Annotated in this window: 20 protein-coding genes; 10 read left to right on the top strand and 10 right to left on the bottom strand. The window is 64.1% G+C overall.

Annotation, left to right across the window (positions count from 1 at the left end):
* The first annotated feature begins 99 nt into the window (after positions 1–99).
* Positions 100–582, top strand: a complete 483-nt coding sequence (locus tag ILT44_RS13035) for an META domain-containing protein (protein WP_204240023.1) — start codon at positions 100–102, stop codon at positions 580–582.
* A gap of 291 nt (positions 583–873) precedes the next feature.
* Here ILT44_RS13035 and ILT44_RS13040 read toward each other — a convergent pair whose 3' ends face one another.
* Positions 874–2,970 carry an ABC transporter ATP-binding protein/permease gene (locus ILT44_RS13040; RefSeq protein ID WP_204240024.1) on the bottom strand — a complete coding sequence of 699 codons (2,097 nt, stop codon included), beginning with the start codon at positions 2,968–2,970 and terminating at the stop codon, positions 874–876.
* A gap of 261 nt (positions 2,971–3,231) precedes the next feature.
* Between ILT44_RS13040 and ILT44_RS13045 the strand changes: the two genes are divergently transcribed.
* The 4 genes from ILT44_RS13045 to ILT44_RS13060 all read left to right on the top strand — a co-directional run bounded on the left by ILT44_RS13045 (position 3,232) and on the right by ILT44_RS13060 (position 7,002).
* Positions 3,232–4,326: a methionine ABC transporter ATP-binding protein gene (locus tag ILT44_RS13045; protein ID WP_204240025.1), complete on the top strand. Its 1,095-nt coding sequence runs from the start codon at positions 3,232–3,234 to the stop codon at positions 4,324–4,326.
* Positions 4,316–4,981 carry a methionine ABC transporter permease gene (locus tag ILT44_RS13050; RefSeq protein ID WP_204240026.1) on the top strand — a complete coding sequence of 222 codons (666 nt, stop codon included), beginning with the start codon at positions 4,316–4,318 and terminating at the stop codon, positions 4,979–4,981. The genes ILT44_RS13045 and ILT44_RS13050 overlap by 11 nt, the downstream gene beginning before the upstream one ends.
* 34 nt (positions 4,982–5,015) lie before the next feature.
* Entirely contained in the window at positions 5,016–5,804 is a 789-nt protein-coding gene (locus ILT44_RS13055) for a MetQ/NlpA family ABC transporter substrate-binding protein (RefSeq protein WP_204240027.1), read from the top strand.
* A 169-nt stretch (positions 5,805–5,973) separates the two neighbouring features.
* Positions 5,974–7,002: an ABC transporter substrate-binding protein gene (locus ILT44_RS13060; RefSeq protein WP_204240028.1), complete on the top strand. Its 1,029-nt coding sequence runs from the start codon at positions 5,974–5,976 to the stop codon at positions 7,000–7,002.
* A 39-nt stretch (positions 7,003–7,041) separates the two neighbouring features.
* Here ILT44_RS13060 and ILT44_RS13065 read toward each other — a convergent pair whose 3' ends face one another.
* The gene (locus ILT44_RS13065) at positions 7,042–8,145 is read right to left on the bottom strand and encodes a flavodoxin family protein (RefSeq protein WP_239468194.1); all 1,104 of its coding nucleotides are present in this window, start codon (positions 8,143–8,145) and stop codon (positions 7,042–7,044) included.
* Positions 8,146–8,269: 124 nt separating this feature from the next.
* Here ILT44_RS13065 and ILT44_RS13070 point away from each other — a divergent pair, with 124 nt between their 5' ends.
* Entirely contained in the window at positions 8,270–9,097 is an 828-nt protein-coding gene (locus tag ILT44_RS13070; RefSeq protein WP_204240030.1) for an aldo/keto reductase, read from the top strand.
* 16 nt (positions 9,098–9,113) lie between these two features.
* Here ILT44_RS13070 and ILT44_RS13075 read toward each other — a convergent pair whose 3' ends face one another.
* The 5 genes from ILT44_RS13075 to ILT44_RS13095 all read right to left on the bottom strand — a co-directional run bounded on the left by ILT44_RS13075 (position 9,114) and on the right by ILT44_RS13095 (position 12,065).
* Positions 9,114–9,923, bottom strand: coding sequence for an anti-sigma factor family protein (locus ILT44_RS13075; protein WP_204240031.1), 810 nt, complete (start codon positions 9,921–9,923; stop codon positions 9,114–9,116).
* Positions 9,920–10,429 (bottom strand): RNA polymerase sigma factor, encoded by a 510-nt coding sequence (locus tag ILT44_RS13080; protein WP_204240032.1) that lies wholly within the window; start codon positions 10,427–10,429, stop codon positions 9,920–9,922. The genes ILT44_RS13075 and ILT44_RS13080 overlap by 4 nt, the downstream gene beginning before the upstream one ends.
* Positions 10,430–10,485: 56 nt before the next feature.
* Positions 10,486–10,872 carry a COG4315 family predicted lipoprotein gene (locus tag ILT44_RS13085; RefSeq protein ID WP_204240033.1) on the bottom strand — a complete coding sequence of 129 codons (387 nt, stop codon included), beginning with the start codon at positions 10,870–10,872 and terminating at the stop codon, positions 10,486–10,488.
* Between the two features lie 106 nt (positions 10,873–10,978).
* A complete protein-coding gene (locus ILT44_RS13090; RefSeq protein WP_204240034.1) occupies positions 10,979–11,494 on the bottom strand; it encodes a VOC family protein in 516 nt (171 codons plus the stop codon).
* 133 nt (positions 11,495–11,627) lie between these two features.
* Positions 11,628–12,065, bottom strand: a complete 438-nt coding sequence (locus ILT44_RS13095) for a MarR family winged helix-turn-helix transcriptional regulator (RefSeq protein ID WP_204240035.1) — start codon at positions 12,063–12,065, stop codon at positions 11,628–11,630.
* 96 nt (positions 12,066–12,161) lie between these two features.
* Here ILT44_RS13095 and ILT44_RS13100 point away from each other — a divergent pair, with 96 nt between their 5' ends.
* Together ILT44_RS13100 and gstA are read left to right on the top strand one after the other, a co-directional pair.
* On the top strand, positions 12,162–12,611 hold the full coding sequence (locus ILT44_RS13100) for a DoxX family protein (protein WP_204240036.1): 450 nt from the start codon (positions 12,162–12,164) through the stop codon (positions 12,609–12,611).
* Between the two features lie 27 nt (positions 12,612–12,638).
* A complete protein-coding gene (gstA, locus tag ILT44_RS13105) occupies positions 12,639–13,256 on the top strand; it encodes a glutathione transferase GstA (protein ID WP_204240037.1) in 618 nt (205 codons plus the stop codon).
* A gap of 85 nt (positions 13,257–13,341) precedes the next feature.
* Here gstA and groL read toward each other — a convergent pair whose 3' ends face one another.
* Positions 13,342–14,991 (bottom strand): chaperonin GroEL, encoded by a 1,650-nt coding sequence (groL, locus tag ILT44_RS13110; RefSeq protein WP_204240038.1) that lies wholly within the window; start codon positions 14,989–14,991, stop codon positions 13,342–13,344.
* Positions 14,992–15,045: 54 nt separating this feature from the next.
* Positions 15,046–15,336, bottom strand: a complete 291-nt coding sequence (gene groES, locus ILT44_RS13115) for a co-chaperone GroES (protein WP_036357429.1) — start codon at positions 15,334–15,336, stop codon at positions 15,046–15,048.
* Positions 15,337–15,532: 196 nt separating this feature from the next.
* On the opposite strand from groES, the gene ILT44_RS13120 reads away from it, so the two are divergent.
* Together ILT44_RS13120 and ILT44_RS13125 are read left to right on the top strand one after the other, a co-directional pair.
* The gene (locus ILT44_RS13120; protein ID WP_204240039.1) at positions 15,533–15,967 is read left to right on the top strand and encodes a MarR family winged helix-turn-helix transcriptional regulator; all 435 of its coding nucleotides are present in this window, start codon (positions 15,533–15,535) and stop codon (positions 15,965–15,967) included.
* 59 nt (positions 15,968–16,026) lie between these two features.
* Positions 16,027–16,515: a PaaI family thioesterase gene (locus ILT44_RS13125; RefSeq protein ID WP_204240040.1), complete on the top strand. Its 489-nt coding sequence runs from the start codon at positions 16,027–16,029 to the stop codon at positions 16,513–16,515.
* Here the strand turns inward: ILT44_RS13125 and ILT44_RS13130 are convergent.
* Entirely contained in the window at positions 16,512–17,357 is an 846-nt protein-coding gene (locus ILT44_RS13130; RefSeq protein WP_204240041.1) for a DMT family transporter, read from the bottom strand. The two genes, ILT44_RS13125 and ILT44_RS13130, sit on opposite strands and share 4 nt — an antisense overlap.
* Positions 17,358–17,426: the final 69 nt, after the last annotated feature.

The following is a 17,426-nucleotide window of genomic DNA, read 5'->3' on the forward strand; positions in this document are numbered from 1 at the left end:
CGGAAAACCTGGCCCACTTTTCCGCAGGATGAGCTAGGGCGTTGCCTGAATGCTCAAGGACCCTTATGGTCCGGGCGTTTTTCCGATGTAGAGGTTCCGATGAACGCGCTTCGACTTGCGACATTTCTGGTGGCTCTGGCCGCCGCCTCGGGAGCTCACGCCCAGTCAGCCGCCGAAACCCTCGGCCGCCCGGCCGGACCGACCCGCCAGGTCGATGCCAAGGTCCCGCAGCCCGGTGAAGGTGGCAAGGTCTTCCCGCTCAACTCCTCCTGGGTGGCCGTCAGCTTGAATGGCAAGCCTTTCAGCGGCGAGCGTCCGAGCTTCCGCCTCGACGACCAGCTGCGCGCCACGGGCTTTTCCGGCTGCAACACCTATGCCACCGCAGCCTATCCGCTGCGTGAGCAGGTCCTCGCCGTCGGCCCCTTCGCCCTGACGAAGAAGAGCTGCGACAAGGGCGCCATGGCCATCGAGCAGGCTTTTCTCGTGGCACTCCGCTCCTCGGGCAAGTGGGACATCCAAGGCCGTAACCTCATCATCCGCACCCAGAACGGCGGCGAGCTGCGCTTCGAGCGCGCGCTCTGAGACTGGATGCGACTTGGACGGAAAGGCCGGCTTTACGCCGGCCTTTTGTTTGCGCTTGGAATGAGGCGTCATCCCGGACGACGCAGGCGATCCGGGATCGCTGGACGAGTAAAGCACTGTCATCCCGGGGCTGCGCAGCAGAGCCCGGGATCCATGACCACCACCTTAGTCCAGTTTAGCACCGTCAGCGTTTATGGATTCCCGCCTGCGCGGGAATGACAGCGCAGGTGCAAGTGCCTCATCCTGCCAACGATCCCGGATCGGCTGCGCCGTCCGGGATGACGCTTTGGATTATTCCGCGGGCTCGGCCTGACGCAGGTCGACGGGAGTGGAAAGACCGCTTTCGGACTTCTTCATGTCGATGCGCCGGTCGTGATAGGCCGCCAGGGTCGAGCGGTGGCCGATGGACACGACGGTGGTGTGCGGCAGCTTCTCCTTGATGATGCGGTAGATGTCGGCCTCGGTCGGCTCGTCGAGGGCGGCGGTCGCCTCGTCCAGGAACAGCCAGTCGGGCTTGGCGAGAAGGGCCCGGGCAACCGCCAAGCGCTGCTGCTCGCCGAGGGAGAGGGTCTGGGCCCAGTTGCGGTCCTCGTCGAGGCGATGCGCGATCTGGGGCAGCTTCGCGGACTGCAGCGCCTCTGCCATCTGGGCATCGCTATAGGCGTCGATCTTGCTTGGATAGGTGACGGCGTCCCGCAGTGTCCCGATGGGAATGTAGGGCCGCTGCGGCAGGAGCATCATGGTCTGTCCCTCCGGCACCAGCACCTCGCCCTTGCCGAAGGGCCAGATGCCGGCGATGGCGCGAAACAGGGTGGACTTGCCCGAGCCTGAGGGGCCGGTCATCAGGGTACGCTCGCCCGGACGGAAGGTGAGCGCATCCGTGTGCAGCAAGGCGCTGCCGTCGGGCAGGCGCACGTCGAGATCCTTCAGGCGCAGCTCACGGACGGGAGCCTCCGTGATAGCGAGCTTGCTCTCCCCGCCCACGCGCTGTGCCGACGCGATAGCGCCCTCGAAGGTGGTGAGACGGTCGAGCACGGCCTTGTAGTCGGCAAGCGTGGTATAGATGGTGATGAAGTAGGTGAGCGCCGATTCCACCCGTGAGAAGGCGCCGACCACCTGCTGCATCTGGCCGAGCGAGATCTTGCCGACGAAGTAGTAGGGCGCCGTGAGGATGTAAGGCACCACCACGTTGGCCTGGAAATAGGCCGAGGTGAAGGTGTTCAGCTTGATGAGGCGGACGACGATCCGCATGTAGTTGTCGACGATCTGGCCGAACCGCCGGCCAAGCCCTTCACGCTCGGCCGTCTCGCCGGAGAGAAGGGCTACCTGCTCCGTGTATTCGCGCAGGCGCGCCAGGGAGAAGCGGTAATTGGCCTCAACCCGCTCCTGCTCGAAGTTCAGGGCGATCAGGGGGCGGCCGATGAGATGCGTGACCCACGTGCCGAGAATAGCGTAACCCGCGCAGACCCACACCAGCAGGCCCGGTATTTCCACGCTCGTTCCGGGAAAGGTGAAGCCGGCCGAAATGGTCCAGAGGATGGCGACGAAGGAAACGAGGGTCGCCGCCTGGTTCATCAGGCCGACGGACAGGGAGTAGGTGCTCTCGACGAACTTGCGCAGATCTTCCGAGATGCGCTGGTCCGGGTTGTCGGCGCCCCGGCCCATGATCTGCATCCGGTAATGCGTCCCGTCGCCGAGCCACTCTCGCAGGTAATAGGTGTTGAGGAAGGCGCGCCAGCGGATCGTGAGCACGTTCTGCAGCAGCACTTCGGTGAGCGCGATCGCCACGAACACGGCGGCCAGCGGCGTGAAGATGACGAAGAGCTGGTACCAGAACGCCGCCGCATCCTTGGCCTCGAGCGCATTGAACATGTCGCGCGAGAAGAAGCTGAGGCGGACGTTGAGAGCGACCTGGACGAGATTGATCGCGATGAGGATGCCGATCATCCAGGTGCCGATGACGCCTTCACGAGCCCGCACGAGACCGATGAAGGGGATGCGGATGACGCTGTCGGCCTGGGAGGCGAGATAAAGATCGGTGATGCGGCAGATCGTGCGGACGACGGGCACGTAGGAGAGCCCGAAGATGATGGCGCCGAACGCGGTCGCGCCCAAGGCGGCGGAGGGCGGCGGCACATAGCCCGTGTAATCGCCCGTGATGAGGCCCGACCTGGCGCCGAGGACGAGGGCGACCAGCACCAGATGCGTGGCCGAGAGCATCACGAGGAAGATGCGCAGGAACTTCGGGATGTCGCGCCCGATGTACATCACCCCGGCCAGGGCCAGTGTCGACAGGGGCAGGTAGAACGGAACAGCGACCGCTCCGGACGCCGAAGCCGCAAGAACGCCCAACCCGATAAGCGCCAGCGCGAGGCTCGCCTTGATCATACATATCTCCTGCCAGGATTCCTGCCCCGGCTCTTAGAAACTCGAGGCAGCCGCATCAATCGCGCTTGTGGCGAAAGAAAGGAGGATTTCCTCCCCAGGCAAGCGATAGCAGTCTTGTGACCATAACGACAGGGCTCCTCGAACCGTCAAGCTGTTCTTCAAAACAGATTGTCCTATTTAAAGAACGAAATCGTTGACATGGAGAACGATATGTCCCATGTCTCGCATCATCATTCGACGAAAGTTTCTGAAGGCGAACTTATGAACGCCCCCCTTGGCTATATCGGCGACACGCCGGCGCAGCGCCTTGTCCCGGCGCAGCCCATCGTGCGCCTGGAAAAGGTCTCGAAGACCTTCCCCGGCCGCGATGGTCAACCCGTCACGGCCTTGCGCGAGATCGATCTCGCAGTGCCTCAAGGCTCCATCCTCGGCGTGATCGGCCGCTCCGGCGCCGGCAAGTCGACCCTGATCCGGCTGGTGAACGGTCTGGAGAAGCCTTCCTCCGGCAAGGTGATCGTGGACGGCGCCGACATTGCGGCCCTGCCGGAGGCGGCCCTGCGCCACGCCCGCCGCTCCATCGGCATGATCTTCCAGCACTTCAACCTGCTCTCCTCGCGCACGGCCGCCCAGAACATCGCCCTGCCGCTCGAGGTGGCAGGCTTCGACAAGGCGGAGATCCGGACGCGGGTCGAGGAGCTTCTCGCCCTCGTCGGCCTCACGGACAAGCGCAACCGTTATCCGTCCGAGCTCTCCGGTGGCCAGAAGCAGCGCGTCGGCATCGCCCGTGCCCTCGCCACCAAGCCCAAGGTTCTCCTCTCCGACGAGGCGACTTCGGCGTTGGACCCGGAGACCACTCGCTCGATCCTCGACCTGCTCGCCCGCATCAACGACGAGCTCGGCCTGACCATCCTGCTCATCACCCACGAGATGGCGGTGATCCGCAACATCGCCCGCGAGGTCGCGGTGATCGAGGGCGGCCGCATCGTCGAGCAGGGGGATGTGTTCGAGGTCTTCACGCGGCCGCAGCACGAGGTCACCCGCTCCTTCCTCGCCGACGAGTCAGGCCGGGCTCTGCCGCCCTATGTGGCAAGCCGTCTGCAGACCGAGGCGACGCCCGACAGCCAGGCGGTCGTGCGCATCGGCTTCCGCGGCCCGCACGCCACCGATCCGGTGCTGGCGCGGCTGGCGCGCGATCTCAACATCGAGACGAACATCCTGTCGGGCTCGGTCGACGAGATCGCAGGGCGCCCCTTCGGCACCCTGGTGGTCGGCGTGCCGGAAGCGTCGCTCTCCACCACTCTCGATTTCCTGAAGAAGCACGGTCTCGACACGGAGGTCCTCGGCCATGTCGCCTGAGATGATCCGCCTCATCGCCAATTCCACCGGCGAAACCCTCTACATGGTTGCGGTCTCGGCTTTGATCGCCACCCTCTTCGGACTTCCGCTTGGCGTCTTTCTCGCCACCTCGGCCAAGGGTGAACTGTTTGCGGCTCCGTGGATCAACCGCGTGCTCGGCGTCATCGTCAACGCCACGCGCTCCACGCCCTTCATCATCCTCGTGGTCGCGATCATTCCCTTCACGCGCCTGATCGCAGGCACTTCGATTGGCACCAATGCCGCCATCGTGCCGCTGACCATCGCCGCGACGCCCTTCATCGCGCGCCTCATCGAGAGCGCGATCCGCGAGGTGGACCAGGGCCTGATCGAAGCAGCGCGCGCCTTCGGCGCGAGCCCGCTCCAGATCGTGCTGAAAGTGCTGATCCCGGAGGCCCTTCCCGGCATCGTGCTCGGCCTGACGCTCGCCATCGTGTCGCTCCTCGGCTTTTCGGCCATGGTCGGCGCCGTGGGCGGCGGCGGCCTGGGCGATCTCGGCATCCGCTACGGCTACCAGCGCTTCATGCCGGAGATGATGCTTGCCGTGGTGGTCGTGCTGATCGTCCTCGTCCAGGCGGTACAGAGCATCGGCGACCGCCTCGCCCGCCACCTCAACAAGCGCATCCGCCACGCCTGATCCCCATCAAGAACATCGCACAAGGAGAAACCCGATGTCCCTGAAGCACTTTAGCCTTGCTGCCCTGCTGTCGCTTGCCGCGCTGCCGGCACTCGCCCAGCAGACGCAGACAATCCGCATCGGCGCAACGCCCGGCCCGCACGCGCAGATCCTGGAAGCCGTGAAGCCGATCGCCGCCAAGAAGGGCCTCGACGTCAAGATCGTCGAGTTCTCCGACTACGTGGTGCCGAACACGGCTCTGGCCGGCGGCGACATCGAGGCGAACTCGTTCCAGAACCAGCCCTATCTCGACAATCAGGTGGCCGACCGCGGCTTCAAGATCGAGAGCGTGGCGCTGACTGTGAACTTCCCGATCGGCATCTACTCGAAGAAGCACAAGAGCCTCGACTCGCTGCCGAACGGCGCGACGATCTCGATCCCGAACGATCCGACCAATGGCGGCCGCGCCCTCATCCTTCTGCAGGACAAGGGCCTCATCAAGTTGAAGGAAGGAACAGGCTACAAGCCGACACCCCTCGACGTGACCGATAATCCCAAGAAGATCAAATTCGTCGAGATCGAAGCCGCCCAGGGACCGCGTGTGCTCGCCGACGTGGATGCCGCGATCATCAACACCAATTATGCGACGTCGGGCGGCCTCGACCCGGTGAAGGATCCCATCGCCCGCGAGAACCCGAAGGGTCCTTACGTGAACCTCATCGCAGTGCGCAGCGAAGACAAGAACAAGCCCTGGGTGAAGGCTCTGGTCGAGTCCTACCACACCCCCGAGGTGAAAGCGTTCATCGAGGAGAAGTTCAAGGGCTCGGTTCTGACCTCCTGGTAAGCGTCATTCGCTTCGCGACATTGCGGAAGGCCGGGCCATGTGCCCGGCCTGTCCCGTTTTCCCAAGATCTGCCGCGCCAATCTTGACAAAGAAGTCGGCTAAGCTTCCCAATCGCATGGTCTGGCACAAGAGCACCGGCCCAAGCAGGCCGATGCTTGGGAGGGAACTTATGCGACTATCATTGACGGGCTTTGCCCTTACGACGGCGTTGTGCGCCGCGCCGCTGGCCGCGCAGGCTCAGGCGCCTCTCACCATCTATTGTTCGATCCTGGAAGAGCAGTGCCGCGCCGGCGTCGCGGCCTTCGAGAAGGCGACCGGCGCCCAGGCGACGATGGTGCGCAAGAGTACGGGCGAGACCCTGGCGCAGATTCGGGCCGAGGCCTCCAACCCGCGTGCCGACGTGTGGTGGGGCGGCCCCGGCGACTCCCATATCCAGGCGGCCGAAGAAGGGCTGACGGTCGAGTACAAATCGCCGAAGATTCCGGAACTGCACGATTGGGCGCAACGCTTTGCGGAGCAGGCGAAGTATCGCGCCACGGGCACCTATCTCGGCGCTCTCGGCATCGGCTACAACACCAAGGTTCTCGCAAGCCGCGGTCTGCCGGAGCCCAAGTGCTGGGCGGATCTTCTCGATCCGAAATACCGCGACGAGGTGCAGGTGTCGGATCCGAATTCCTCGGGCACGGCCTATGTCTTCCTGGCCTCCCTCGTGCAGCTCATGGGTGAGGACAAGGCCTTCGACTACATGAAAGGCCTGCACAAGAACGTCAACCAATACACCAAGTCGGGTGCCGCTCCCGTGAAGGCCGTGGCCCTGGGAGAGACCGGTATCGCCATCGCCTTCATGCACGACATGGTGACGATGATCGCCGAGGGTGCTCCCGTCAAAACCCTCGCGCCCTGCGAGGGCACGGGCTACGAGACCGGCTCCATCTCGCTCGTGAAGGGCGGCAAGAACACGGAGATGGCGCAGAAGTTCGTCGACTGGGCTCTCTCGGCCGAGGCGCAGAAGCTCGTCGGAGCCGACTTGAAGATCTATTCCATCGCCTCCAACAAGAGCGCACCGGTCTCGCCTGACGCGCCGAAGCTCTCCGAGATGAAGCTGATCAACTACGACACCGCCAAATACGGCTCGGTGGCCGAGCGCACGCGCCTGCTCAAAAAGTGGGACGCCGAGGTCAAGTCGGCTCCGAAATAGGGTCCGAGGATCGCTAAAGGCCGGGTCTCGCGCCCGGCCTTACTTCTGCCGCGGCTCCTTCAGGTTTTCTCCAGCCGTTACCAAGGTCCCTGCCCTCTTGGCCTTCACGGCTTCGAGCAGCGTCCAGGCCGCATTGCGTACCTCGTCCTGCACGGCCTGATCGTTGTCGAGCTCTTCGTGGCTGGTGGCATAAGGCTTCCAGTAGCCGATATAGCGATCGAGCTCCGCGGCGCCTCCGGCCGGCACGAGATCCATGGCGCGCAGCCAGTCGGACAGGCTGTGGCGAACGCCGCCGGCGCCCTCCGTGTCGCCGTGGACGATGACCGAGAACAGCCGGCCTTCGAGGTGCTTGGGATAATCCCAGCCCTTGAGCTCCAGGCCCTTGGCGATGCCGGTCTTCTTGCCCTGGGTCGAGGTCGGGTCCGGATTGCCGCCGTCGGCGCAGACGAGACGGTCCATCATCAGCTTCAGGGGCGACGAGACCTGATACCAGTTGACGGGCGTGACGATCATCACGCCGTGGGCGGCCACCCATTTCGGATAGATGTCGTTCATCCAGTCCTGCGACTGCCCGAGCGAGTAGTTGGGATAGCAGGAGCACGGCCAATGGCACAAAGCCGCCGCCGTCGAGAAGCAGGCCTTGCAGGGGTGGATGTGACGCCCGTATTCGGAGGTGAGACGGCTGAGCTCCAGCACCTCGACCTCCGTGTTCTCCGCGCTTGCGAGAACCTGATGGGCGATCTCCACGAGGCGGTAGCTCTTCGACATCTCGCCCGGGCAGGTATGCTCGCTGCGGGACGAGGCGGAAACCAGGAGGAAACGGGCGGGTGCGCCTGCATCCTCTTGCCGCTTCTGCGCCAGATCGATGGCCTCCCTGGCGGCGATCCAGTCGACGGCGAGATCGTAGTCGGGATCGGCGAAACCCGGACCGGCCTTGCGGGTTTTCGGGCTCTTGCGGTGATGGCTGTAGGCATCCCAGGCCGCATCGGCGATCCGCTGAAGCTCGCCTGCGAGCGGCTCGAAGGCCGGGTCCTGGAACTGATGGAGAAATCTCTTTCGGAACTCAGCCTCGTCGAGGGTCGGATCGGGCGTGCCCTTCCGTGCTTCGGGAATGGACAAGGGGGAGCTCCTGCGTCTAGGCATGGTTGCCAAGCTCGGAACGCAGGGTGTCCATGCCGGTTCCGGCATACGGGCCATGTGAAGCCATCACACTTTGCTTATCGGTTTCGGACCCTACCTCCTTGCCGCCATGTCAACGGAGCAGCCGATGCCAGCGATACCCACGATCCGCCTGAACGATGGAAACGCGATGCCGCAAGTCGGCTTCGGCGTCTGGCGCGTCTCCAACGCAGAGGCCGGGAGCACCATTGCCGAGGCCGTCAAGGCGGGCTACCGCTCCATCGACACCGCTTCCGTCTACGGCAACGAGGAGGGCGTGGGAGAGGCAATCCGCGCCGTTCCCATTCCGCGCGAGGAACTCTTCATCACCACCAAGGTCTGGAACGACCGCCAGGGCTACGACAGCACGCTGCGCGCCTTCGAAGAAAGCCTGGCGCGCCTGAAGCTCGATCATGTGGACCTCTACCTCATCCACTGGCCGTTGGTGGGCAGCGAGGCCTACCTCGACACATGGCGCGCGCTGATCAAGCTGAAGCAGGAGGGCCGCGCGAAATCCATCGGCGTCTCGAATTTCCTGGTGCCGCATCTGCAGCGCGTGATCGACGAGACCGGCGTGACACCGGCCGTCAACCAGATCGAGCTGCATCCCCGGTTCCAGCAGAAGGAGCTGAGCGCGTTTCACAAGGCGAACGGCATCGCCACGGAATGCTGGAGCCCGCTCGGTCAGGGCAGGATCCTCACCGACGAAACCCTTGCCGCCATCGGACGCAAGTACGGCAAGACGCCGGCACAGGTCATCCTGCGCTGGCACCTCGACAACGGCTTCACGGTCATACCGAAATCCGTGACGCCGTCGCGCATCCGCGAGAACGTCGACGTGTTCGACTTCACGCTCGATGCGGATGACAGGCGCGCCATCGAAGGGCTCGACAGCGCCTCCGGCCGCGTCGGACCGGATCCGTCCGTCTTCGCTTGATCGTTTTGAACAGGTGCTACAAACGGCTCTTCGCCGGGTCGTTTGCAGCCTCAAGCTGCTTGTAGATCGTCTCGGCGATGGGCAGGAGCTGGGCGCGATCCACTCTCGCTGTGACCACATAGGACAGGCCCTTGTCGATCCAGGAGAAGGCGGACACCTCGCCCTGGGATTCGAAGCGGAAGGACGTCTGTTCCCGGCTCCCGCCTGATCGCGCATAAAGAGTCAGGCGGGTACCACCCAGATTCTCGTACATAAAGAGGGCAGCAGCCTCGCCGTCGTCGGGAAGAAGCCGCCCGCCGATCAGACGATAGCCCTGCGGGTTCAGGTTTGGTGCAGTGAGCGGCTTGCCCACGCGCCGCGACAGCCATTGGACGAGATGTGCCTCCTGCTCGGCCGGCACTTCGACCGGATGCAGGCGTTCGCTTACATAGATGCGGTGGGCGGCAATGGCATTTCCGGCAACCCTTGTCTCCGCGTCCTGCCTTTGCACACTGGATGTCCACCCAATGCCGCCTGCCGCTCCCAACATGGCTCCGATGGCAAGCCATGTCATGGCAGCGGCCACCGCCGCAGGACGGAAGCGCGGGGAGCGGCGCTGCGAGGCAAGGATATTGGCGATCCGCAGGCGCGAAGGAACCGGCTCCTGCGCTTTGAAGGCTAGTCTTGCGCGCAGCGCCTCACGCAGTTCGATCTCGCGCTTCACCTGCTCGGCCAGGGCGGGATGGGCGTCCAGATAGATCTTGACCGCTTCGTGTCGCGACGGCGCGAGCCTGCCGTCGACGAAGGCCTGCAGATCATCCTCTCCGATGGGTCGCTCGCCCGTCACTTCACTCTCCTCAAGACGGTGCTGGGACCGTGCTCCATGAAATCCCTCAATCGTGCCCGCGCCCGGCTCAAGCGGGACATCACCGTGCCGAGTGGAATCCCCAAGGCCTGCGCCGCCTGCTCGTAGGACAGATCCTCGACGCCGACCAGCAGCAGGAGCGAGCGCTGCTCCTCGGATAGAACATCGAGCCCCACGAGAATGTCGTGCAGTCCGGCCTGGCTCTCGGGACTTGCTCCCGGCGCCTGAATATCGTTGAGCGCCTCTTCCCCCACCTGGGTCCCGCGCGTCTTGCGCTGCCTCACACCGTTGAGGAAGAGATTGCGCTGAATGGTGAAGAGCCAGGCTCTCAGGTCCCCCTCGCGCCGCCGCTGGCTCCAGCGGCTGATGGCGCGCTCCAGGGTGTCCTGAACGAGATCGTCCGCCGCCTCATGGTCGCGCAGCAGGGCCCAGGCATAACGCCTCAAGGCCGGGATCTGCGGTTCGAGTAGGGAGGCGATCTCGTCCAAGGTCAGCTCTCAGGTGGCGGTATCATTCAAGAACGAACCGCCGGTCCCGGCAAGGGTCAAGGCATCGCGATGTGCCAGACGTTGTTGACGCCATCGCCCGTCACCTCGCCCGGCTTCGTGTCCTTGACCCAGAGATAGAGCGGCTTGCCCTTGTAGGCCCATTGCTTCGAGCCGTCGTCGCGGGTGACCACGCTCCAGTCGCCGGACGTGGACGCATTCGCGGCGGCCATGAGCGGCGGCCAGTTCTGGGCGCATTGGCCGTTGCAGGCCGACTTGCCGCCTGCGTCACGATCGAAGGTGTAGAGCGTCATGCCCTTGGCATCGACGAGGGCCTTGCCTTTGCTCGTATCCGCGACCTTCGCGGGAGCTGCGGTCTGGGCGAGCGCAACGGATGCAACAACGAGGGCTCCAGCCAGAATGGCGGGGCGCAGGAAAAGCGTCATGGGTGTCCTCCTGAAGGTCGTGTTTGACCACATCTTCAAGGACACGCGGCAGGTCAGCCTTATTCCTTCAAAGCTTGAGAATTTTTGCCAAGCCTCTTGGGCCCTCTCATCGGCCCATGGGATGGAACCGCGCCGGATCGTCGAGGGGCTCGCGCAGTTCGATGCGGTGGCGGCCGTTGTCCCGGATCTGCGCGGTTCGATAGGTTCCGTCGAGATCGTCCTCGGGCGGTTGGAGAATATCAACCCCTGCCTTGCCTAGGCGGGCGACCTCCCCGTCCACATCGGGGACGAGCAGGCTGATGACCGGAGCCCGGGTCACCTGGATGGCTGCCGTCGCATCAGGCTCCGGCTGCAGGACATGATCGGCTTCGTTGAGTTCGAGCAGGAAGCCGCTTCGCTCCAGAACGGCCCGCCGCCCCGGGACGAGGCTCTGGCTCCCGATGAGCCGGAAGCCCAGCTTCTCCTGGTACCAGGCGACGCTGTCGTCGAAATCCGGGGTGCGGACCGAAGCCGAGCTCGGCCGGGGCTCGGAGGCCGCTTGAGCCGGCGTCGGCGACGAGAGCCCGAAGCAGGCGACGATGAGCTGCACCGCAAGCAGGGCCTGCCATGAGCGATGCTGCATTGTTGAAATCTTCGATTGTCCTGTACTCACGGAACAGCCCTCGCTTAGCCAGCTACCGCTTAGCCGTATACACATGAACGCACAGGCCGGCAGATCGTTTTGCGAAAGCCTGACAAGCTAGACATGCAGCCCTTCATTCCTGGATGAGCTTGAGCAGCAGAGCCGAGAGCTGCCCTGCCTCCTTGTCGTTGAGCTTGGCGCTGATGAAGCGATTGAGGGCAGCGCCATACACGCCCCACATGCGCTCCTGGAGCGCCCTTCCCTCCTCCGTGATCTCCACCAGCTGACGCCGCTTGTCGCCAGGATAAGGGATGCGGCGCACCAGCCCTTCCGCCTCCATCCGGTCGAGGAGCCGGGACAGGTTGTACTGCTCGAACAGCCCTGCGTCCTCGATTTCGCGAGGGGTGAGCCGCCCTTCGGGACCGCGCTTCAATTCAAGCAGCACGTCATACCAGTGGAGAGAGGGGAAGCCGGCGCTTTTCAGCTCCGCCTCGATACGCCCCACCACCGTACGCTCAGCGCGGATGAGGCGTCCCCAGGCTCTGATCACGGAGGGAGTAGGATCTTGCATTCAGGCAAACCCCTGCTGGCTTCTATGCAACTGCATTGAAATTGACAGATCAATGCACCTGCATCAAATAACTATGCACTTGCATGGAGAATTGCAATGACACGCGTTCAACCCACCAGTTCCGATTATGCCGCCCTGCTCCTCCGGGTGTCCCTCGGCATCATGTACATCGCCCACAGCCTTGTTCTGAAGGCGATGACCTTCACGCTCGCCGGCACCGCACAGTACTTCGAGTCTCTCGGCCTGCCCGCTTTCTTCGCCTATGCCACCTTCTGGGCCGAGCTCATCGGCGGTGTCCTGCTCGTCCTCGGCGTCCAGAGCCGCTGGGTGTCGCTTGCCCTGCTGCCGGTCCTCTTCGGCGCTGCCTGGGTGCATATCGGCAACGGCTGGGTCTTCTCGGGCCAGGGCGGCGGCTGGGAATATCCGCTTTACCTGATCGTCCTGTCCGTCGCACAAGCCCTGCTCGGTGACGGCGCCTATGCCCTGAAAGCCTCACGCCCCCTCACGGTTGCTTCCGCGACGCCATCCCTCAAGGCAGCAGCCTAAAACCCTCTTCAAACCTGGAGAATAACCATGAAGCTCTACTACTATCCGGGCGCCTGCTCGCTCGCGCCCCATATCGTCGCCCGCGAGGCCGGCATTCCCCTGACGCTCGAGAAGGTGGATCTCGCCAACCGCACCACCGAGACCGGCGCAAGCTATCTCGCGATCAATCCCAAGGGCTATGTTCCGGCCCTTGGCCTTCAGGACAATTCCGTGCTCACGGAAGCCAGCGCCATCATCCAGTATCTGGCCGACAGCCAGACCGCAGCCGATCTGGCGCCCGCCAACGGCACCCTGGAGCGCTACCGGCTGCTCGAATGGCTCGGCTTCATCAGCACCGAGATCCACAAGGGTTTCGGCCCTCTGTGGAATCCCGCCACGCCGGATGCCGTGAAGACTGCCACGAAGGAGCGGCTTGCCAACCGCTTCGCCTATCTCGACGAGAAGCTCGGCTCTCAGCCTTTCCTGATGGGCTCCAAGTTCACGATTGCCGATGCCTATCTCTTCACCGTGGTGAACTGGACGAACTTCCACGGCATCGACCTTTCGCCCTTCCCGAACCTGCAGGCCTTCCAGGCGCGGATCGCTGCGCGCCCGGCCGTGCAGCAGGCGCTTGAGGCCGAAGGGTTGCTCAAGAAGGCGGCGTAAGCTTCATCAGAGCTATCCCAAACAAAAAAGAAGCCCCGGAGTAATCCGGGGCTTCTTCTTTTTCAGGCTTTGGAGGCAGAACTTCTTAGAAGTCCATGCCGCCCATGCCACCCATGCCGCCACCGCCCGGCATCGCCGGACCGTTGTCGCGCTTGGGAGCCTCGGCAACCATGGCCTCGGTGGTCACGAGCAGGCCGGCCACTGACGCGGCGTCCTGGAGAGCCGTGCGGACGACCTTCGCCGGATCGACGATACCGGCCTGGAGCATGTCCACGAACTCTTCCGTCTGAGCGTTGAAGCCGTAGGTGTCGGACTTCGTGTTGTCGTTGATCTTGCCGACAACGATCGAGCCTTCGACGCCGGCGTTCTCGGCGATCTGACGGAGCGGAGCCTCGAGAGCGCGCAGCACGATCTTGATGCCGGCCTGGACGTCCGGGTTGTCGGTCTTGAGCTTGGCAACCGCAGCCTTGGCGCGCAGCAGAGCCGTGCCGCCGCCGGGAACGATGCCCTCTTCCACCGCAGCGCGGGTGGCGTTCAGAGCGTCGTCGACGCGGTCCTTCTTCTCCTTGACCTCGACCTCGGTCGCGCCGCCGACGCGGATCACCGCGACGCCGCCTGCGAGCTTGGCCAGACGCTCCTGGAGCTTCTCACGGTCGTAGTCCGAGGTGGTCTCCTCGATCTGCGCCTTGATCTGAGCCACGCGGGCCTCGATGTCGGCCTTCTGGCCGGCGCCGTCGATGATCGTGGTGTTCTCCTTCTCGATGCGGACGCGCTTGGCGCGGCCGAGCATCGGGAGCTGCACGGTCTCGAGCTTGATGCCGAGGTCTTCGGAGATCGTCTGGCCGGCGGTGAGAACGGCGATGTCCTCGAGCATGGCCTTGCGGCGGTCGCCGAAGCCTGGCGCCTTCACGGCCGCGATCTTCAGGCCGCCGCGCAGCTTGTTGACCACCAGGGTGGCGAGCGCCTCGCCTTCCACGTCCTCAGCGATGATGAGCAGCGGCTTGCCGGTCTGCACGACGGCCTCGAGGATCGGCAGCATGGGCTGGAGCGACGAGAGCTTCTTCTCGTGGATGAGGATGTAGGGGTCCTCGAGCTCGGCCACCATCTTCTCGGCGTTGGTGATGAAGTACGGCGAGAGATAGCCGCGGTCGAACTGCATGCCTTCGACGACATCGAGCTCGGTCTCGGCGGTCTTGGCCTCCTCGACGGTGATGACACCCTCGTTGCCGACCTTCTGCATGGCATGGGCGATCATCTCGCCGATGTCCTTGTCGCCGTTGGCGGAAATCGTGCCGACCTGGGCGACCTCGTCGGAGGACTTCACCTTCTTGGCGCGGGACTGGATGTCCTTCACGGCCTCGGCCGTAGCCATGTCGATGCCGCGCTTGAGGTCCATCGGGTTCATGCCGGCGGCCACAGCCTTGGCGCCCTCGCGGACGATGGACTGAGCCAGAACGGTCGCGGTGGTCGTGCCGTCACCGGCGATGTCGTTGGTCTTCGAGGCCACTTCGCGCACCATCTGGGCGCCCATGTTCTCGAACTTGTCGGCGAGCTCGATCTCCTTGGCGACGGTGACGCCGTCCTTGGTGATGCGCGGCGCCCCGAAGGACTTCTCGATCACCACATTGCGGCCCTTGGGACCCAGCGTGACCTTCACGGCATCGGCGAGGATATCGACGCCGCGCAGCATCTTGTCGCGAGCATCGGAGGAGAACTTAACGTCTTTGGCAGCCATGGGCTTTGCCTCCAGGTATGTTCAAAAAATTTAGGAAAGGGCTTTTTGGCGAACTTACTTCGCGACGACGCCCATGATGTCGGATTCCTTCATGATCAGGAGATCCTGGCCATCGATACGCACCTCGGTGCCTGACCACTTGCCGAAGAGCACGCGGTCGCCGGCCTTCACGTCGAGGGCGACGACCTTCCCGCTCTCGTCACGGGCGCCGGGGCCGACGGCGACGATTTCGCCCTCTTGCGGCTTCTCCTTGGCGGTGTCCGGGATGATGATGCCGCCGGCCGTCTTCTCTTCGGCTTCGATGCGGCGGACGACAACGCGGTCGTGCAGCGGACGGAACTTCATGGAACTTCCCCTTTGACTGTTGGTACGGCCCCTCTGGCCGTATCCAGGTCTTGCGGCTGTTAGCACTGTTCGTTGACGAGTGCTAACGCTGGCCGCGAGATAGGCATTTGCAGGCAGGGAGTCAAGGCACTTGCCTCGTGGCGAGGCCCATAAAAGAGTGCCTTGACGCGTGATAGCGGCGGGTCATGATCGTTTCATGACCGATTTGGAAGCCATCGGCAGAACCTGTTTTGCCCTTCATGCCCGTATGACGGCCCGCCTGTTGAGCCGGACCTACGAGGCGGCCCTGCGGCCTTTGGGCCTGAAGCTTCCCCAGTTCGGCATCCTCGGGGCCGTCGGCCATGGATCGACCGCATCCGAGACCGTCCTGGCGGAGCGGCTTGGGCTCGAGCGAACCACCCTGGTGAGAAATCTGAAGCTCCTGACCCAGAACGGCTGGATCGAACCCGTTTCCGGAGAAGGGCGCGGGGTCCGGCACCGACTCACACCTGCAGGCCAGGCTCTCCTGGAGGCCGCCATTCCTCTCTGGCAGCAGGCCCAATCCCAGTTGGAGGGCAAGCTCCAGGAAACCGATGCCGAGGAGGCTCGCAAGGCCATGCGGGCGTTGCGGAAGGCCACATACCCCGCCTGAAGCCATTGCAAGACACCGCCGCCTCACGTACTGTGCATATACACAGACAGGAGAAGGCGATGCTCGAGCGGGTTCATGGAATCGTATCGCGGGACGTGCTGACGGCCGAGCCCGGTCTTGCGTTCCTCCGCGGCATGCTGGAGGGCCGCTATCCGGCTCCCCCCTTCTCCCGCTCGACGAACGTCTACATGACCCATGTGGAGGAAGGCCGGGTGACCTTCGAGGGCGAGCCCACCGAGAGCTTCTTCAACCCGCTCGGCACGATCCACGGCGGCTGGACCTCCGCGATCCTCGACAGCGCCATGGCCTGCGCGGTCCATACCACCCTGGCGGCGGGCCAGGGCTATACGACCGTGGAGATGAAGCTCAACTTCGTCCGGCCGATCCTGCCGAACACCGGCAAGGTCACTTGCGAGGGCGTCCTCATCCATCGCGGCGGAACGCTCGCCACCTCCGAGGGCAAGCTGTTCGACGCCTCAGGAAGGCTTCTTGCCCACGGCACCGAGACCTGCATGATCTTCGGCACGGCCGCCCGCAAAGCGGCTTAACGCTTGGATGTCAGCATGGCTGCGGCGACGATCAGGATGCCGCCGCCGAGGGTTGCCCAGGTCGGGATTTCGCTGAACACCCCGTATCCGATCAGGACGGCCCAGATCAGGGCGGTGTATTCGAGCGGAGCCAGCCGCGCCGCCTCGGCCTTGGCATAGGCCGTGACCATCAGCATGTGGCCCATGAAGCCCAACGCCCCCATGAGCATGAACCAGATGAGGTGGGAGTAATCCAGGGGCTGCCAGGCCCAGAGGCCGAACGGTGCGACCAGGATGAACGGCCCGAAATTCTGGAAGATGACGATGTGCAGGAACTTGTCCCGCTGCGCGCGCTGGCGAAGGAGCACCAAGCTCAGCGCGTAGGTCACCGCCGATGTTAGCGCTGCGGCGACCCCGGTCCATGACCGGGCCGCATCGGCCTCCCCCGTCTGGCCGAGGACGACGACGAGCGTTCCGGCGAACCCGATGCCGATGGCGCCGATGATCCTGGCATCGACCTTCTCCCGCAGCATCAGCATGCCGAAGAGCGCGATGAACATCGGCGACAGGAACGAGAGCACGAGAGTCTCGGCGAGCGGCAGCTGGCCCAGCGCATAGAAGAAGCTCAAGGCGGTGACGACCGCGATCACGGAGCGGATCGCATTCGCGGCAATGGTCTCCCGGTTCGGCCAGCCGGGCCTCAGGACCGCGACGACGCCTGCGACGACCAGCGAGCCGCAGGCGAAGCGTAGGAAGGCGACCTGGAAGGTCGGGTAATGGGCGGACATCCCCTTGATGAACGCATCCATGATGGACAGAACCGCGATGCCCGCGGCCGCCCGCAGGGCGGGACCGAATTGCATGATGTCACGACGATGTGAAAGCCGGCATCCGGGATGAACGCCGTCGAAGGAAGTGGCTCTTACAGCACT

Source organism: Microvirga arvi (assembly GCF_016892765.1).
Classification (GTDB): domain Bacteria; phylum Pseudomonadota; class Alphaproteobacteria; order Rhizobiales; family Beijerinckiaceae; genus Microvirga; species Microvirga arvi.

Coding starts and splice junctions, on each gene's coding strand:
- ILT44_RS13035 (WP_204240023.1), top strand. CDS start 100: ATGAACGCGCTTCGACTTGCGACATTTCTGGTGGCTCTGGCCGCCGCC.
- ILT44_RS13040 (WP_204240024.1), bottom strand. CDS start 2,970: ATGATCAAGGCGAGCCTCGCGCTGGCGCTTATCGGGTTGGGCGTTCTT.
- ILT44_RS13045 (WP_204240025.1), top strand. CDS start 3,232: ATGAACGCCCCCCTTGGCTATATCGGCGACACGCCGGCGCAGCGCCTT.
- ILT44_RS13050 (WP_204240026.1), top strand. CDS start 4,316: ATGTCGCCTGAGATGATCCGCCTCATCGCCAATTCCACCGGCGAAACC.
- ILT44_RS13055 (WP_204240027.1), top strand. CDS start 5,016: ATGTCCCTGAAGCACTTTAGCCTTGCTGCCCTGCTGTCGCTTGCCGCG.
- ILT44_RS13060 (WP_204240028.1), top strand. CDS start 5,974: ATGCGACTATCATTGACGGGCTTTGCCCTTACGACGGCGTTGTGCGCC.
- ILT44_RS13065 (WP_239468194.1), bottom strand. CDS start 8,145: ATGCCTAGACGCAGGAGCTCCCCCTTGTCCATTCCCGAAGCACGGAAG.
- ILT44_RS13070 (WP_204240030.1), top strand. CDS start 8,270: ATGCCAGCGATACCCACGATCCGCCTGAACGATGGAAACGCGATGCCG.
- ILT44_RS13085 (WP_204240033.1), bottom strand. CDS start 10,872: ATGACGCTTTTCCTGCGCCCCGCCATTCTGGCTGGAGCCCTCGTTGTT.
- ILT44_RS13090 (WP_204240034.1), bottom strand. CDS start 11,494: ATGCAGCATCGCTCATGGCAGGCCCTGCTTGCGGTGCAGCTCATCGTC.
- ILT44_RS13095 (WP_204240035.1), bottom strand. CDS start 12,065: ATGCAAGATCCTACTCCCTCCGTGATCAGAGCCTGGGGACGCCTCATC.
- ILT44_RS13100 (WP_204240036.1), top strand. CDS start 12,162: ATGACACGCGTTCAACCCACCAGTTCCGATTATGCCGCCCTGCTCCTC.
- gstA (WP_204240037.1), top strand. CDS start 12,639: ATGAAGCTCTACTACTATCCGGGCGCCTGCTCGCTCGCGCCCCATATC.
- groL (WP_204240038.1), bottom strand. CDS start 14,991: ATGGCTGCCAAAGACGTTAAGTTCTCCTCCGATGCTCGCGACAAGATG.
- groES (WP_036357429.1), bottom strand. CDS start 15,336: ATGAAGTTCCGTCCGCTGCACGACCGCGTTGTCGTCCGCCGCATCGAA.
- ILT44_RS13120 (WP_204240039.1), top strand. CDS start 15,533: ATGACCGATTTGGAAGCCATCGGCAGAACCTGTTTTGCCCTTCATGCC.
- ILT44_RS13125 (WP_204240040.1), top strand. CDS start 16,027: ATGCTCGAGCGGGTTCATGGAATCGTATCGCGGGACGTGCTGACGGCC.
- ILT44_RS13130 (WP_204240041.1), bottom strand. CDS start 17,357: ATGCAATTCGGTCCCGCCCTGCGGGCGGCCGCGGGCATCGCGGTTCTG.